This is a genomic window from Streptomyces sp. NPDC060366 (assembly GCF_042725135.1).
Taxonomy (GTDB): domain Bacteria; phylum Actinomycetota; class Actinomycetes; order Streptomycetales; family Streptomycetaceae; genus Streptomyces.
In genome coordinates this window covers 122,135-136,294 of record NZ_JBHXDC010000006.1, presented here as the reverse complement: position 1 = coordinate 136,294, position 14,160 = coordinate 122,135, and the positions used below count along the sequence as shown (strand labels likewise).

Here is a 14,160-nt window from a genome sequence, read left to right as displayed (position 1 = left end):
GGGTTGGGGGGCGTGGGGGCGCGCGTCTTCGCGGGGGCGTTGGGGGGGGGGGGGCCGCACACGCGGCCCGACCGACGGCGGTACGGGTCAGCGCGAGCGCTTCGCGAGGCGTTCGACGTCCAGCAGGATCACCGCACGGGCCTCCAGACGCAGCCAGCCGCGCTGCGCGAAGTCGGCGAGCGCCTTGTTGACCGTCTCGCGGGACGCGCCGACCAGTTGGGCCAGCTCCTCCTGCGTCAGGTCGTGGACGACGTGGATGCCTTCCTCCGACTGCACACCGAAGCGGCGCGACAGATCGAGGAGCGCACGGGCGACACGGCCCGGCACGTCGGAGAAGACCAGGTCGGACATCTGGTCGTTCGTCTTGCGCAGGCGCCGGGCGACGGCGCGCAGCAGGGCGGTGGCGACCTCGGGGCGGGCGTTCAGCCAGGGCTGGAGGTCGCCGTGGCCGAGACCGAGGAGCTTGACCTCGGTGAGCGCGCTCGCGGTCGCGGTGCGCGGGCCCGGGTCGAAGAGCGACAGCTCGCCGATCAGTTCGCCGGGGCCGAGGACGGCCAGCATGTTCTCCCGGCCGTCGGGGGACGTGCGGTGCAGTTTGACCTTGCCCTCGGTGACCACGTAGAGGCGGTCGCCGGGGTCGCCTTCGTGGAACAGCGCGTCGCCGCGGGCGAGCGTCGTCTCACTCATCGAGGCGCGGAGCTCCGCGGCCTGCTCGTCGTCGAGCGCCGCGAAGAGCGGGGCGCGTCGTAGAACGTCGTCCACGAATTCTCTCCTTGTCGACCTGCTCAGGGGGACCTTCGGTCACCATGATGCCGGACGTGCTGCCTGTTCACGGGTGGCTCGGGCCGGCGGCGACTCTGTCGCCGTACCGGGCGCCCATTGTCGAAAACGTGCGATCAGTCACAAGTTTGACGTACAGCGGCCCCGGACCGTGCCCCGGGGCCCGATTCGGGTGGTGATCGGCCGGGGCCCGGGCGGATGTCAGTGCCGGGCTCTAGGCTGGCCGGGTGTCCAACTCGCCGGTGAGAGGGCAGCCCAAGGGAGCTGGAAGAGTGTCACCGAAGCAGAATTCCGCTGTGGGCGAACAGCCTTCCGCGAAGTCGAACAAAGCCGCAAAAGGCGCAAGCGCGAAGCCCGCGACCGCGAAGCCCGCGGGCGCCGAGCCCGCCGGGTCCACGACCGCCAAAAAGCCGAAGAGCGCCAAGCCGGAGTCCCGCCTGGCGATGGTCCGTCGCGCCCGCCGGATAAACCGCGAGCTGGCCGACGTCTATCCGTACGCCCACCCGGAGCTGGACTTCCGCGACCCCTTCGAGCTGCTCGTCGCCACGGTCCTGTCCGCCCAGACGACCGACCTGCGCGTCAACCAGACGACGCCCGCGCTCTTCGCGAAGTACCCGACGCCGGAGGACATGGCCGCCGCCGTGCCCGAGGAGCTGGAGGAGGTCATCCGCCCCACGGGATTCTTCCGTGCCAAGGCGAGGTCCCTCATAGGGCTGTCGACGGCGCTCCGCGACCGTTACGACGGCGAGGTGCCCGGCACGCTCAAGGACCTCGTGACGCTGCCCGGCGTCGGCCGCAAGACGGCCAATGTCGTGCTGGGCAACGCTTTCGGCGTCCCCGGCCTCACTGTCGACACCCACTTCGGCCGACTCGTGCGCCGCTGGAAGTGGACCGACCAGGAGGACCCGGAGAAGGTCGAGGCGGAGATCGCCGCGATCTTCCCCAAGAGCGAGTGGACGATGCTCTCGCACCGGATCATCTTCCACGGACGCCGGGTCTGCCACTCCCGTAAACCGGCCTGCGGCGCCTGCCCCATCGCGCACCTCTGCCCTTCCTACGGAGAGGGCGAGACCGACCCGGAGAAGGCCAGGAAGCTGCTCAAGTACGAGATGGGCGGCTATCCGGGACAGCGGCTCTCCCCGCCGCCGGACTACCCGGGCAAGCCGGCACCGCCCCTCGGCACACCCGCCGGCGCCGAATGAGCGCCCGCGCGGTGAGCACGCGGCCGGCCGGAGCCGTATCACCCCACAGAACGGCGGGCCACGGGAGCGGGAGAGCTGGAGAGGAAGGGCTGCGGGGCATGCGGCTGGAACGATCCTGGGGACAGTCGGCGTTGTACGTCGGGGGTTGCCGATGACACGAGCTGACACACATGACGCACGCACCACACCAACCTCACGCGCCGAACGAATTCACGACAAGGCCACTCGAATCCACGACAGAGTTGTGACCGACATCCCCGTCACCACCGAGGGCCTGCCCGAATGGCTGGGCCCGGTGGTGCGCGCCACGCGGACCGTCGCGCCGGAGCAGCTGAGCCGCTTCCTGCCGCCCAAGAACGGCCTCGGGCGCCAGTCCGCCGTCCTCATCCTCTTCGGTGAGGGCGAGCGCGGCCCGGAGCTGCTGCTGATGGAGCGGGCCAGCACCCTGCGCTCGCACGCCGGACAGGCATCCTTCCCCGGCGGTGCCCTCGATCCCGAGGACGGCGATCCGGCGACAACCGGACCGCTGCGCGCCGCGCTGCGGGAGGCCGAGGAGGAGACCGGGCTCGACCCCACCGGTGTCCAGGTCTTCGGCGTGCTGCCCAAGCTGTACATCCCGGTGAGCGAGTTCGTCGTGACCCCGGTGCTCGGCTGGTGGCACACCCCCACCCCGGTCGGCGCGGTCGATCTCGCGGAGACCGCGCGGGTCTTCGCCGTGCCCGTGGCGGATCTCACGGACCCGGCGAACCGCGTGACGGCCACGCACCCCAGCGGGGTCCACAGTCCCGCGTTCACGGTCGCCTCGGCGCTCGTCTGGGGCTTCACCGCAGGGGTGATCGACCGCATTCTGCACTTCTCGGGCTGGGAGCGCCCGTGGGACCGCTCGAAGGAGGTCCCGCTCGACCGGCGCTCATGACAGGCTTGCCCAATGGCTGTCGCGGCCCGGTGACACGGCGCCCGACAGCGATTCCGCCGCAGGTCCGGACCCCCACCCGACGGGGCGACGGGAGACGCATCAGCGAGGCTAGCGAGGCTATTGACGGTGAACGTGCTGGACATCCTGCTGCTGCTCGCCGCCGTGTGGTTCGCGATCGTGGGCTACCGCCAGGGCTTCGTCGTGGGCATCCTGTCGGTGATCGGCTTCCTCGGCGGCGGTCTCGTCGCCGTCTATCTGCTCCCGGTGCTCTGGGACCAGATCACCGAGGACGCCGAGGTCACGACGACGGCCACGGTCGTCGCCGTCGTCGTCGTGATCGTGTGCGCCTCCGTGGGACAGGCCTTCACCACCCACCTCGGCAACAAGCTCCGCCGCTACATCACCTGGTCACCGGCGCGCGCCGTGGACGCGACGGGCGGCGCACTCGTCAATGTCGTCGCCATGCTGCTGGTCGCCTGGCTGATCGGCTCCGCCCTCGCCGGGACGTCGCTGCCGACGCTCGGCAAGGAGGTCCGTAACTCGAAGGTCCTGCTGGGCGTCTCGCGCGTGATGCCGGGTCAGGCGGCGACCTGGTTCACGGGCTTCTCCTCCGTCCTCGCGCAGAACGGCTTCCCACAGGTCTTCAGCCCGTTCGCCAACGAGCCGATCACCGCCGTCGACCCGCCGGACCCGGCGCTCGTCGGCAGTCCCGTCGCTGCCCGCGCGCAGCGCTCCATCGTCAAGGTGGTCGGTACGGCGCAGAGCTGCAGCAAGGTCCTCGAAGGCACCGGCTTCGTCTTCGCCGAGCGCCGCGTCATGACCAACGCGCATGTCGTGGGCGGCGTGGACGAGCCCACCGTCCAGATAGGCGGCGAGGGCCGGCTGTACGACGCCAAGGTCGTCCTCTACGACTGGGAGCGGGACATCGCCGTCCTCGACGTGCCCGACCTGCGCGCCCCCGTGCTCGAGTTCTCCGACAAGGACGCCGTCAGCGGCGACGGCGCGATCGTCGCCGGCTTCCCGGAGAACGGCGCGTACGACGTGCGCTCGGCCCGCGTCCGGGGCCGTATCAACGCCAACGGTCCGGACATCTACCGGCGCGGAGAGGTCCGGCGTGACGTCTACTCGCTCTTCGCGACCGTCCGGCAGGGCAACTCCGGCGGCCCGCTGCTCACCACCGACGGCAAGGTGTACGGCGTGATCTTCGCCCGGTCACTCGACGACCCCGACACCGGTTACGCCCTGACGGCCGACGAGATCCGCGAGGACATCGAGCTGGGCCGCTCGGCGAACCAGCAGGTCGACAGCCAGGGATGCGCGCTGTAGAGACCCGAGACCCGAGACCCGGACGGGGAGCCGGGGCGGGAAGCGGACAAGGGACGAGAAGCGGATACGGGGACGGGCCGGACCAGGAGATCCTGGTCCGGCCCGGCTCTGTCCTCCGTTGTCCTGTGCGCCAGTACTTCCGCGTCGTTCAGGTCTTCGTTCGGGTCTTCGTTCCGGTCTTCGTTCCGGTACTCCTTCTCGTTCCCCTGATCCTGATCCCGTCGTGCCTAGCCGCGTGGATGCCGCAGCCGTGCCGAGACCCAACGGGCCCTTCGGCGGAGAATCAGTGGAATACCGAGTCGGAGATCATGGCCCTGATCTTCCGGACCGCCCCTCTCGTGGGTGATCGGCGCAGAGGCCGAGCGGCGGTTGCGTGCTGCGTCACCGTAGTCGTGCGTCCAGCCCATACCCCGACGTTTGCCCGGGGCCCATGGTCGGTAATCGCCCACACCTCGGCCAATTGGCCTATGCGCCAGGCAATTGGCTGTTCGTCGTACAAGTGTTCCTGAGGGGGCGCGTGAGCCACGGCGACCCGCCCCGCGCGGCGCTGATCAGCGGTCGGGCTCGGGATCCTTCAGCCAGTTGATGAGTTCCGTGGAGAACGCCACCGGGTCCTCCTCGTGCGGAAAATGGCCAAGACCGTCGAACAGCCGCCAGCGGTACGGGGCTTCGACATACTCGGCGGACCCGGCCGTACTGCGCGTGCGCATCGCCGGATCGAGCGACCCGTGCAGCTGGAGCGTCGGCACCCGCACGGGGCGCTTCATCCGCCGGTTGAACTGGATCCCGTCCGGCCGCGCCATCGACCGCACCATCCAGCGGTACGGCTCGACCGAGCAGTGCGCCGTGGAGGGGATGGTCATCGCCCGCCGGTAGATGTCGACCGTCTTGTCGTCGGGCGGCTGCGGCCCCGACCAGCCGCGGATCAGGTCGCCCACCAACGCCCCGTCGTCCGCGACGAGCTGACGCTCCGGCAGCCACGGCCGCTGGAAGCCCCAGATGTACGAGCCGGCCCTGCTCTGTGAGAAGTCCGACAGCATCGCCGACCGCCAGCGGCGCGGATGCGGCATCGACGACACCGCGAGCCGGCGCACCAGCTTCGGCCGCATGACGGCGGCGGTCCAGGCGAGATACCCGCCGAGGTCGTGCCCGACGAGCGCGGCGTCCGGTTCGCCGAGCGAGCGCACCACACCGGTGATGTCGAGGGCCAGATTGGCGGGGTCGTAACCGCGGGGCGTACGGTCGCTGCCGCCCACGCCCCGCAGGTCCATCGCGACGGCCCGGTACCCGGCCTCGGCGAGCGCGGGCAGCTGATGCCGCCAGGTCCACCAGAACTGCGGGAAACCGTGGAGCAGCAGCACCAGCGGCCCGTCGCCCATCTCGGCGATGTGGAAGCGGGCCCCGTTGGCGGCCACGTCCCGGTGCGTCCAGGGACCGTCGAGGTGCACATCGGTCGCGACCGTCGCGCCGGGGATGATGCCGGAGGAGGTGCCGGAGCCGTTTTCGGGGGCGGTCATGCAGACGAGCGTGCCACAGTCTCGCCCACCTCATGGACGGGGCGCGGGTGTGGCTTGACCGTCTGGAGGACGGCGGCGGACTGCTTGGCGGACGCGATGGTCTTCTCCGGCGGCTTGACCTTCTTGAACTTGCGCATGGCGATCAGGCCCAGCACTCCCGCGAGGAGCAGAAACGCTCCGCCCACGATCAGGAACGACCACGCGAGTCCGAGGCCCCAGTTGTGGATCCCGTACGCGGCGGCGAAACTCAGCACCGGCAGCGAGAAGAGAGCGAAGACTCCCGCGATGGTGATCGCGGCGCTGCCCGTCGCCCCCCGCTTGACGTCCTGTCGCAGCTCCGCCTTGGCCAGCGCGATCTCGTCGTGCACCAGCGCGGACACCTCCGCGGTCGCCGACGAGACCAACTGGCCAAGACTGCGCTCGCCGTTGACCCGGACGGACGGAACGGCATCGGCGGTGGTGGTTACGGCGGCATGGCTGCCGGGGTCGCTCATCGTTGACTCCCTCGTTTCGGCTGCGCTCTCGCAGGTCTGCGATTCTTCCGGCTCTGCGCCTTCAGATCATGCCGGATGTCAGATCATGCCGGACCGGCGCCGTCCTCGCGCGTCGCTGCGGCGTGTTCCGCCAACCGGCGGTGCTCAGCTGCCTTCCCTTCATAGATGGCGGCCATTCTCAGGTGGTACGCCGGGTCGTCCTGCTCGTAGATGTCGGGAACGCCGTCCATGTCCTCGTCGAGTTCCTCGGCGTCGTACAGCGCGCGGTACGTACGGACCCGCACGCGCAGCAGTACGGCGGCGAGTACGGCGGCGATCACCGAACCCGCCAGGACGGCCGCCTTCACCTCGTCCGTCAGCCCCGGATCGCCGCTGAAGGCCAGCTCGCCGATGAGCAGCGAGACCGTGAAGCCGATCCCGGCGAGCGTCGCCACCGCCAGGATGTCCGGCCAGGCCAGATCCTTGTTGAGTTCCGCCCGGGTGAAGCGCGCGGTCAGCCAGGTGCCGCCGAAGATGCCGAGCGCCTTGCCGACGACGAGCCCGAGGACCACGCCCAGGGTCTCCGGGCGGGTGAAGACGGTGGCCAGCGCGCCGCCGCTGACCGGGACACCCGCCGAGAACAGGGCGAACAGCGGCACGGCGAGACCGGCCGACAGCGGGCGGACGAGGTGTTCGATGCGCTCGCCGGGCGACTGCTCCTCACCCTCGTGCCTGACGCAGCGGAGCATCAGGCCCATCGCGACGCCCGCGACGGTGGCGTGGACGCCGCTGTTGTACATCAGGGCCCAGACGACGAGCGCCAGCGGGACGTACACGTACCAGCCCCGCACCCCCTTCCTGAGGAGGAGCCAGAAGACGGCGAGAGCCCCGAAGGCACCGGCCAGGGCCGCCAGGTCGATGTCGCTGGTGAAGAAGATCGCGATGATCAGGATCGCGAAGAGGTCGTCCACGACGGCGAGCGTGAGCAGGAAGGCGCGCAGCGCGGACGGCAGTGAGGTGCCGAGGACGGCGAGCACGGCGAGGGCGAAGGCGATGTCGGTGGCCGTGGGGACGGCCCAGCCGTCCGTGGAGCCCCCGCCCACCACGTTGACCACCACATAGACGAGCGCGGGCATGATCATGCCGCACAGCGCCGCGATCACGGGCAGGGCGGCGGCCTTGGGGTCGCGCAGCTCACCGGCCACCAGCTCGCGCTTCAGCTCGATGCCGGCGACGAAGAAGAAGACGGCGAGGAGTCCGTCGGCGGCCCAGTGCCGCACGGAGAGGTCGAGGCCGAGCGTGGCGGGGCCGAAATGGAAGTCGCCGACGGCCGTGTAGCTGTCACTGATCGGGGTGTTGGCCCAGATCAGCGCGGCGACCGCGGCCATGAGCAGCAGGACACCGCCGACCGTCTCGGTACGCAGCGCGCTCGCCAGATACGTCCGCTCGGGCAGCGGGAGGCGTCCGAGGAAGGTGCGCGGGGTGGCCACAGGAGGACTCCGGTCGTTCGGCGGGCATGACGAATCACCTGCCGACCAGACTTCCCGGCGCACCTTTGGTTCCTTATTACATTGTTGACGCGCCGCCCACTTTACAAAGAGGAGCCCCCGGCGCGATGCGGCGGGGGCTCCTGCTTCGCTGCGGGGTGCTCAGTCCTCGCTGGTCGCGCTCGGGAGTTCGGTCTGGATCAGGTCCATCACCGAGGAGTCGGTGAGCGTCGTGACGTCTCCGAGCTGACGGTTCTCCGCGACATCGCGCAGCAGCCGCCGCATGATCTTGCCCGAACGGGTCTTCGGCAGCTCGGCCACCGGCAGGATCCGCTTCGGCTTGGCGATCGGCCCCAGCGCCGTACTGACGTGGTTGCGCAACTCCGCCACCAGGCCGTCGTCCACCGACGCCGTACCGCGCAGGATGACGAAGGCGACGATCGCCTGGCCGGTCGTCTCGTCCGCAGCGCCGACCACGGCCGCCTCGGCGACCTTCGGGTGCGAGACGAGGGCCGACTCGACCTCCGTGGTGGAGATGTTGTGGCCGGAGACCAGCATCACGTCGTCGACCCGGCCCAGCAGCCAGATGTCGCCGTCGTCGTCCTTCTTGGCACCGTCGCCGGCGAAATACTTGCCCTCGAAACGCGACCAGTAGGTGTCGATGTACCGCTGGTCGTCGCCCCAGATGGTGCGGAGCATCGACGGCCACGGCTCGGTGAGGACGAGATATCCGCCGCCGCCGTTCGGCACCTCGTTGGCCTCGTCGTCCACGACGGTCGCCGAGATGCCGGGGAGCGCGCGCTGCGCGGAGCCCGGCTTGGCCTCGGTGACACCGGGCAGCGGGGAGATCATCATGCCGCCGGTCTCGGTCTGCCACCAGGTGTCCACGACGGGGGTCTTGCCCGCGCCGATGTTCTGCCGGTACCAGATCCAGGCCTCGGGGTTGATCGGCTCACCGACCGAGCCCAGCACGCGCAGCGATGACAGATCGAACTTGGCGGGGATGTCGTCCCCCCACTTCATGAACGTCCGGATCGCGGTCGGCGCCGTGTAGAGGATCGTCACGCCGTACTTCTGGACGATCTCCCAGAAGCGCCCCTGGTGCGGGGTGTCGGGCGTGCCCTCGTACATGACCTGCGTCGCGCCGTTGGCCAGCGGTCCGTACACGATGTACGAGTGGCCGGTCACCCAGCCGACGTCGGCCGTGCACCAGTAGACGTCCGTCTCCGGCTTGAGGTCGAAGACCGCGTGGTGGGTGTACGCCACCTGGGTGAGATAGCCGCCCGAGGTGTGCAGGATGCCCTTGGGCTTACCCGTCGTGCCGGAGGTGTACAGGATGAAGAGCGGGTGCTCGGCGTCGAACGGCTCCGGCGTGTGCTCGGCGGACTGGCGGTCGACGATGTCGTGCCACCACACGTCCCGGCCCTCGCTGAACGCGGTCTCCTGGCCGGTGCGGCGTACCACCAGGACATGCTCGACCTGCGGGCAGCGGGCGACGGCGTCGTCGATCGCGGGCTTGAGCGCGCTCGGCTTGCCGCGCCGGTAACCGCCGTCCGAGGTGATGACGAGCTTGGCGTCCGCGTCCTGGATACGGGAGGCCACGGCGTCGGCCGAGAAGCCGCCGAAGACCACGGAGTGCGCGGCGCCGATACGGGCGCAGGCCAGCATCGCCACGGCCGTCTCGGGGATCATCGGCATATAGATGGCGACGCGGTCGCCCTTGGCCACCCCGAGCTCGGTGAGCGCGTTCGCGGCCCGCGAGACCTCGTCCTTCAGGTCGGCGTAGGTGAGGGAACGGCTGTCGCCCGGCTCGCCCTCGAAGTGGATGGCGATCCGGTCGCCGTTGCCCGCCTCGACGTGGCGGTCCACGCAGTTGTACGTGACGTTGAGCTCGCCGTCCGCGAACCACTTCGCGAAGGGCGGGTTCGACCAGTCGAGGGTCTCGGTCGGCTCGGTGGCCCAGGTGAGCCGCCGGGCCTGCTCGGCCCAGAAGCCAAGCCTGTCCGCCGCGGCCTGCTCATACGCCTCCGCCGTCACGTTGGCGTGGGCGGCCAGCTCGGCCGGTGGCGCGAACCTCCGCTCTTCCTTGAGCAGGTTGGCCAGGCTTTCGTTGCTCACGACATCTCCCTTTCCCAGGGCGTCCTATGTGTCCCCGGGCCTAGCTCATCAGGCAGATGCCCGGGTGACAAGGGTCTTCAGGAAATTGGTTTAGACCTATGCGGCTGGGCTTACGGGTGGGCTGAACGAGTAAGTGGCCCCGTTCCCCGGCTGTGGTGGGGAACGGGGCCACACATTCTCACGGATGCGGCGGGGCTCCGGTTCAGGCGCGCGACTCCTCGAATGCCGTCGGGGCCACCCGGTTGAACACCTCGTCGGAGCTCCCGGACAGTCCTCCCGACGATCCGCCGGACGACCCGTCGGAGGCGAGCAGATACGCCTGGGCCTCGCCGACATGGAAGTACATGCCGTGCAGTTCGAGCCGGCCTTCGGCCAGGCGGCGGGCCACCGCCGGGTGGGCGCGCAGATGCTCCAACTGCTGGACGACATTGGTCAGACAGAGCTGCTCGACCGCGTCGGCCGGCAACCGGCCGGAGATCCTGGCCCACGCGTGGTCGCGGCTCCTCATCCGCTCCAGGCTGGGCCGGCCGTGCCGGAGCCAGCGGGTGAGGGGGGAGGAACCGGCTTGCGGGGTGGTGAGCGAGGCGGGCTGTGCGGTGGTTTGCGCGGTGGCCTGTGCGGTGGCCTGTGGGGCGGGTGCGCCCGCTGTTTCAGGAGCGTCGGGCGTGCTGAGGAGGGCCTGCATCGCGCCGCATCCGGAGTGTCCGCAGATCGTGATGGACTCGACCTGGAGGACATCGACCGCGTACTCGATCGCCGCCGCCACTGATTCGTCCTGCCCCTCCGCGCCCTCCTCTCCCGGGAGGGGGACCAGATTGCCGACATTGCGGACGGTGAACAGATCGCCGGGGCCGCTCGCCGTGATCATGCTCGTCACCAGTCGCGAGTCCGCGCAGGTGAGAAAGAGCTGCGAGGGCTGCTGGCCCTCACGTGCCAGCCGCGCCAACTCGCCCCGTACGTGCGGAGCCGTATGGCGCTGGAACGAGCTGAGCCCACTGGCCAGTTGCCCGCCCTGGACCCGGCTCGACACCCACTGCTTGTCCGTCGTCCGCCCCTGCGTCCGGGGAAGCTCTGCCGGGGCGCCGCAGTGGTGGTTGCGCCACGGTGTCCATGGCCGACAGCAGGTGTTCGAGCCCACCGCCGGTTCGGCGGGCTCGGCGATGGGGACGCCCGATCCGCCGGTGAACTCGACCGTGCCGCCCTGGGCGAGATGCGCGACCTGCCAGTCGTGCAGCGCCTCGTACGCCGCGTGGTCCATGAACGATCCGTCCAACTCGACCACGCAGTCGCTGCCCTGGGGCACCTGGTGCAGCAGCCGGCTCAGCCGCGGGACGGCCAGGAACATCAACTGGCCGCGTGCGCGCAGCCGGTGGACACCGTCCTGCTCCTCCAGCGTGATCCGCGTCCGGGTGAGCCGGTGCAGCGCGACGGCGACCGCCAGGGCGATCCCGATGGCGACCCCCTCCAGGACGCCGGTGAACACCACGCCGGCCAGCGTCCCCACGTAGACGAGCAGTTCGCGATTGCGCTGCACGTTGCGCATGTGTACGACGTTGACCAGCTGGATGCCGATGACCATCACCAGCGCGGCCAGAGCGGCCAGCGGGATCAGGTCGAGCACCGACACCAGGAGGAGCGCGGCGACGGCGACCCACAGCCCGTGCAGCATCGTCGAGTGCCGACTGACGGCGCCCGCCGCCACGTTCGCCGCGCTGCGCACGGCGACGCCGGTGATCGGCAGCCCGCCGAGCGCGCCGGAGACCACGTTCGCGGCGCCCTGCCCGCTCAGCTCCCGGTCGAGCCGGGCGCGTGGAATCTGGACGTCCTGATCCTTGCGGGCGGCCACCAGCTTGTCGACGGCGACCGCCGAAAGCAGTGACTCGACGCTGGCGACCAGGGTGACGGTGAGAACGGCGGCGAGCAGTCCGAGCACCGGCCCCTGCGGCAGCTCGGGCAGTGCGTGACTGCTCCAGGAGGGCAGATCGACCCGGTCGAGGCTCAGCCCCGCGGCGAGGGCCACGAGGGTCGCGGCCGCCACCGCCGCGAGGGCGGCGGGCGCCTTCCGCAGGATCCGGCCCGTACGCCCGGGGAGACGCGGCCAGGCGAGCAGAACACCCACGGTCAGCGCGCTCACGGTGATCGAGGCCGGGTGCAGATCGGCCAACTGGGCGGGCAGGGCCTGGACGTTGGCGACGGCGGAGCTCTGCGGGCTGCCGCCGAGAACGATGTGCAGCTGCGCGAGCGCGATCGTGACGCCGATGCCGGCCAGCATGCCGTGCACGATCGCCGGGCTCACGGCGAGCGCCGAGCGGGCGACGCGCATTGCGGAGAGGCCGAGTTGGGCGAGGCCCGCGAGCACGGTGATGGCGCAGGTGGTGCGCCAGCCGTACTGATGGATCAGGTCGGCCGTGACGACGGTGAGACCTGCCGCCGGCCCGCTGACCTGGAGCGGCGCGCCCCCGAAGCGGCCGGCCACGAGGCCGCCCACCGCCGCAGCGACGAGACCGGCCTGGAGTGGGGCGCCGGTGGCGAGCGCGATGCCGAGTGAGAGGGGCAGCGCGATCAGGAAGACCGAGATGGAGGCGGAGAAGTCCGCTCCGGCGATCCGGATTCCCCGCCGCCGACCGGGCGGGGGGCTGTGGGGCTGGTCTTCGTGTGTGGGGACGCAGGCAGACATGGTTCCCGTCTCCTCCGGGGCGGCGCGGGCGCGGGACGTGGGGGGCCGGGGCCGTGGGTCACGGCGTGTGGTGGCGGGATCATCAACACTCAGTAAATGGATCGTAATGGAGAGTAAAGATTCAGGCATGACTTTAAGGGCAAATGGGGCAAATTTTCACCCGCGCCAGTGATTAGTCATTTTGTACGGCTTGTCATACCGGATCCCCTCGGGTCCCAGTGCGACGTTGTCGGCGCTCGGCGCCGGCCCGGCGTTTCGACGCTTCAACGCACAGAATCTGAGGGAAGAGGTGGGCGGATGCTGGCCGTCACGAAGAGGATCGTCTGCGGTGCGGCTGTCACGGCACTGGCCGTGGGACTCGCCGGATGTTCGGGGGCCGGCTCGCCGGAACCGAAGGACAAGGCCAACGCCGAGACGGAGGACGGCTCCCATGGAGCGAAGAAGGGGGCGGGGCCGGCCAAGAGCGCGGTGCGGCTCATCGGTGACGGCTCCACCGCGTACACCGGCGCCCAGCCCGGTGTCCTCAAGCCGGAGCGCCTGAAGCCCGGTCAGAAGCCGCCCCAGTTCGTGGTGTTCTCCTGGGACGGGGCCGGCGAGGACAGCCAGAAGCTCTTCTCCCACTTCCGCGAGGTGGCCAAGAAGTACGACGCGAAGATGACGTACTTCCTCAGTGGCGTCTATCTGCTGCCGAAGGACAAGTCCAAGCAGTACAGCCCGCCGCAGCACGCCGTCGGGCGCTCGGACATCGGCTTCAACGACACCGAGGGGATCAGGAACACACTGCGTGAGCTGCGCGGCGCCTGGCAGGAAGGCAACGAGATCGGCACCCACTTCAACGGCCACTTCTGCGGAGCGGACGGCGGTGTCGGCAGCTGGTCCGTCGAGGAGTGGAAGAGCGAGATCAGCCAGGCCAAGGCGTTCGTCAAGAACTGGAAGACCAACACCGGCCTGACCGCCGAGGCCCCACTGCCCTTCGACTACGAGAAGGAGCTCGTCGGCGCCCGAACGCCGTGCCTGGAAGGGCAGAAGAACATGATGCGGGCGTCGAAGACGATGGGCTTCCGCTACGACTCCAGCGGCGTCGGCACCCAGGTCTGGCCGAAGAAGACCGAGGGCATGTGGGACATCCCGCTCCAGCTCGTCCCGGTGCCGGGGCGGCAGTTCGAGACGCTCTCCATGGACTACAACTTCATGTTCAACCAGTCGAAGACGGTCAACGGCGACCCGTCCCAGCACAAGTACTGGGGCAATCAGATGCGTGACGGCCTGATCCAGGCCTTCGGCCGCGCCTACGACGGCAACCGCGCGCCGCTGATCATCGGCAACCACTTCGAGTCGTGGAACGGCGGCACGTACATGCGCGCCGTCGAGGAGACGATCAAGACCGTCTGTGTGAAGGACGGCGTGCAGTGCGTGACATTCAAGGAACTCGCGGACTGGCTGGACGCGCAGGACCCGGAGACGCTCGAGCGGCTGCGGGGGCTGGCCGTGGGGCAGAAGCCAAAGGGCGGCTGGCAGTCGTATCTGACGGCTCCCAAGGCGCCGTCAGCACCGGCGGCCCCGGTCTCCCCGGCGGCCCCTGACTCACCGGCCGCCCCGGACGCGGGCGTCGGCGCGGGCTCCGAAGGGGGACCGGCGGCGCGCTGAGTCCGGCGGTTTGAGCG

Annotated in this window: 11 protein-coding genes; 4 read left to right on the top strand and 7 right to left on the bottom strand. The window is 70.0% G+C overall.

Annotation, left to right across the window (positions count from 1 at the left end; genetic code table 11):
- Positions 1–87: 87 nt before the first annotated feature.
- Positions 88–762 (bottom strand): Crp/Fnr family transcriptional regulator, encoded by a 675-nt coding sequence (locus tag ACFWHU_RS17430; protein WP_023539685.1) that lies wholly within the window; start codon positions 760–762, stop codon positions 88–90.
- Positions 763–1,076: 314 nt separating this feature from the next.
- On the opposite strand from ACFWHU_RS17430, the gene nth reads away from it, so the two are divergent.
- From nth to ACFWHU_RS17415, 3 genes are all read left to right on the top strand, one after another.
- The gene (nth, locus tag ACFWHU_RS17425; RefSeq protein WP_387225460.1) at positions 1,077–1,982 is read left to right on the top strand and encodes an endonuclease III; all 906 of its coding nucleotides are present in this window, start codon (positions 1,077–1,079) and stop codon (positions 1,980–1,982) included.
- Positions 1,983–2,226: 244 nt separating this feature from the next.
- Entirely contained in the window at positions 2,227–2,898 is a 672-nt protein-coding gene (locus tag ACFWHU_RS17420; RefSeq protein ID WP_385798472.1) for an NUDIX hydrolase, read from the top strand.
- Positions 2,899–3,024: 126 nt separating this feature from the next.
- On the top strand, positions 3,025–4,224 hold the full coding sequence (locus ACFWHU_RS17415) for a MarP family serine protease (protein WP_385798470.1): 1,200 nt from the start codon (positions 3,025–3,027) through the stop codon (positions 4,222–4,224).
- A gap of 227 nt (positions 4,225–4,451) precedes the next feature.
- On the opposite strand, the gene ACFWHU_RS17410 is transcribed toward ACFWHU_RS17415, so the two are convergent.
- From ACFWHU_RS17410 to ACFWHU_RS17385, 6 genes are all read right to left on the bottom strand, one after another.
- Positions 4,452–4,631: a hypothetical protein gene (locus tag ACFWHU_RS17410; protein ID WP_355183248.1), complete on the bottom strand. Its 180-nt coding sequence runs from the start codon at positions 4,629–4,631 to the stop codon at positions 4,452–4,454.
- A 144-nt stretch (positions 4,632–4,775) separates the two neighbouring features.
- Positions 4,776–5,741, bottom strand: coding sequence for an alpha/beta fold hydrolase (locus tag ACFWHU_RS17405; RefSeq protein ID WP_385798467.1), 966 nt, complete (start codon positions 5,739–5,741; stop codon positions 4,776–4,778).
- Complete coding sequence (locus ACFWHU_RS17400; protein ID WP_387225459.1) at positions 5,738–6,235, bottom strand: phage holin family protein; 498 nt, start codon at positions 6,233–6,235, stop codon at positions 5,738–5,740. The genes ACFWHU_RS17405 and ACFWHU_RS17400 overlap by 4 nt, the downstream gene beginning before the upstream one ends.
- Positions 6,236–6,318: 83 nt before the next feature.
- Positions 6,319–7,704, bottom strand: coding sequence for a Na+/H+ antiporter NhaA (gene nhaA / locus ACFWHU_RS17395; protein ID WP_387225458.1), 1,386 nt, complete (start codon positions 7,702–7,704; stop codon positions 6,319–6,321).
- A 159-nt stretch (positions 7,705–7,863) separates the two neighbouring features.
- Positions 7,864–9,819, bottom strand: a complete 1,956-nt coding sequence (gene acs, locus ACFWHU_RS17390) for an acetate--CoA ligase (protein ID WP_387225457.1) — start codon at positions 9,817–9,819, stop codon at positions 7,864–7,866.
- Positions 9,820–10,021: 202 nt separating this feature from the next.
- A complete protein-coding gene (locus ACFWHU_RS17385) occupies positions 10,022–12,496 on the bottom strand; it encodes a bifunctional SulP family inorganic anion transporter/carbonic anhydrase (protein ID WP_387225456.1) in 2,475 nt (824 codons plus the stop codon).
- Between the two features lie 297 nt (positions 12,497–12,793).
- Between ACFWHU_RS17385 and ACFWHU_RS17380 the strand changes: the two genes are divergently transcribed.
- Complete coding sequence (locus tag ACFWHU_RS17380) at positions 12,794–14,143, top strand: hypothetical protein (RefSeq protein ID WP_385798457.1); 1,350 nt, start codon at positions 12,794–12,796, stop codon at positions 14,141–14,143.
- Positions 14,144–14,160 lie beyond the last annotated feature (17 nt).

What these genes read in the sequence shown, in the direction of transcription:
- ACFWHU_RS17400 (WP_387225459.1), bottom strand. Translation starts at nt 6,235, where the DNA reads ATGAGCGACCCCGGCAGCCATGCCGCCGTAACCACCACCGCCGATGCC.
- ACFWHU_RS17385 (WP_387225456.1), bottom strand. Translation starts at nt 12,496, where the DNA reads ATGTCTGCCTGCGTCCCCACACACGAAGACCAGCCCCACAGCCCCCCG.
- ACFWHU_RS17380 (WP_385798457.1), top strand. Translation starts at nt 12,794, where the DNA reads ATGCTGGCCGTCACGAAGAGGATCGTCTGCGGTGCGGCTGTCACGGCA.
- ACFWHU_RS17410 (WP_355183248.1), bottom strand. Translation starts at nt 4,631, where the DNA reads ATGGGCTGGACGCACGACTACGGTGACGCAGCACGCAACCGCCGCTCG.
- ACFWHU_RS17405 (WP_385798467.1), bottom strand. Translation starts at nt 5,741, where the DNA reads ATGACCGCCCCCGAAAACGGCTCCGGCACCTCCTCCGGCATCATCCCC.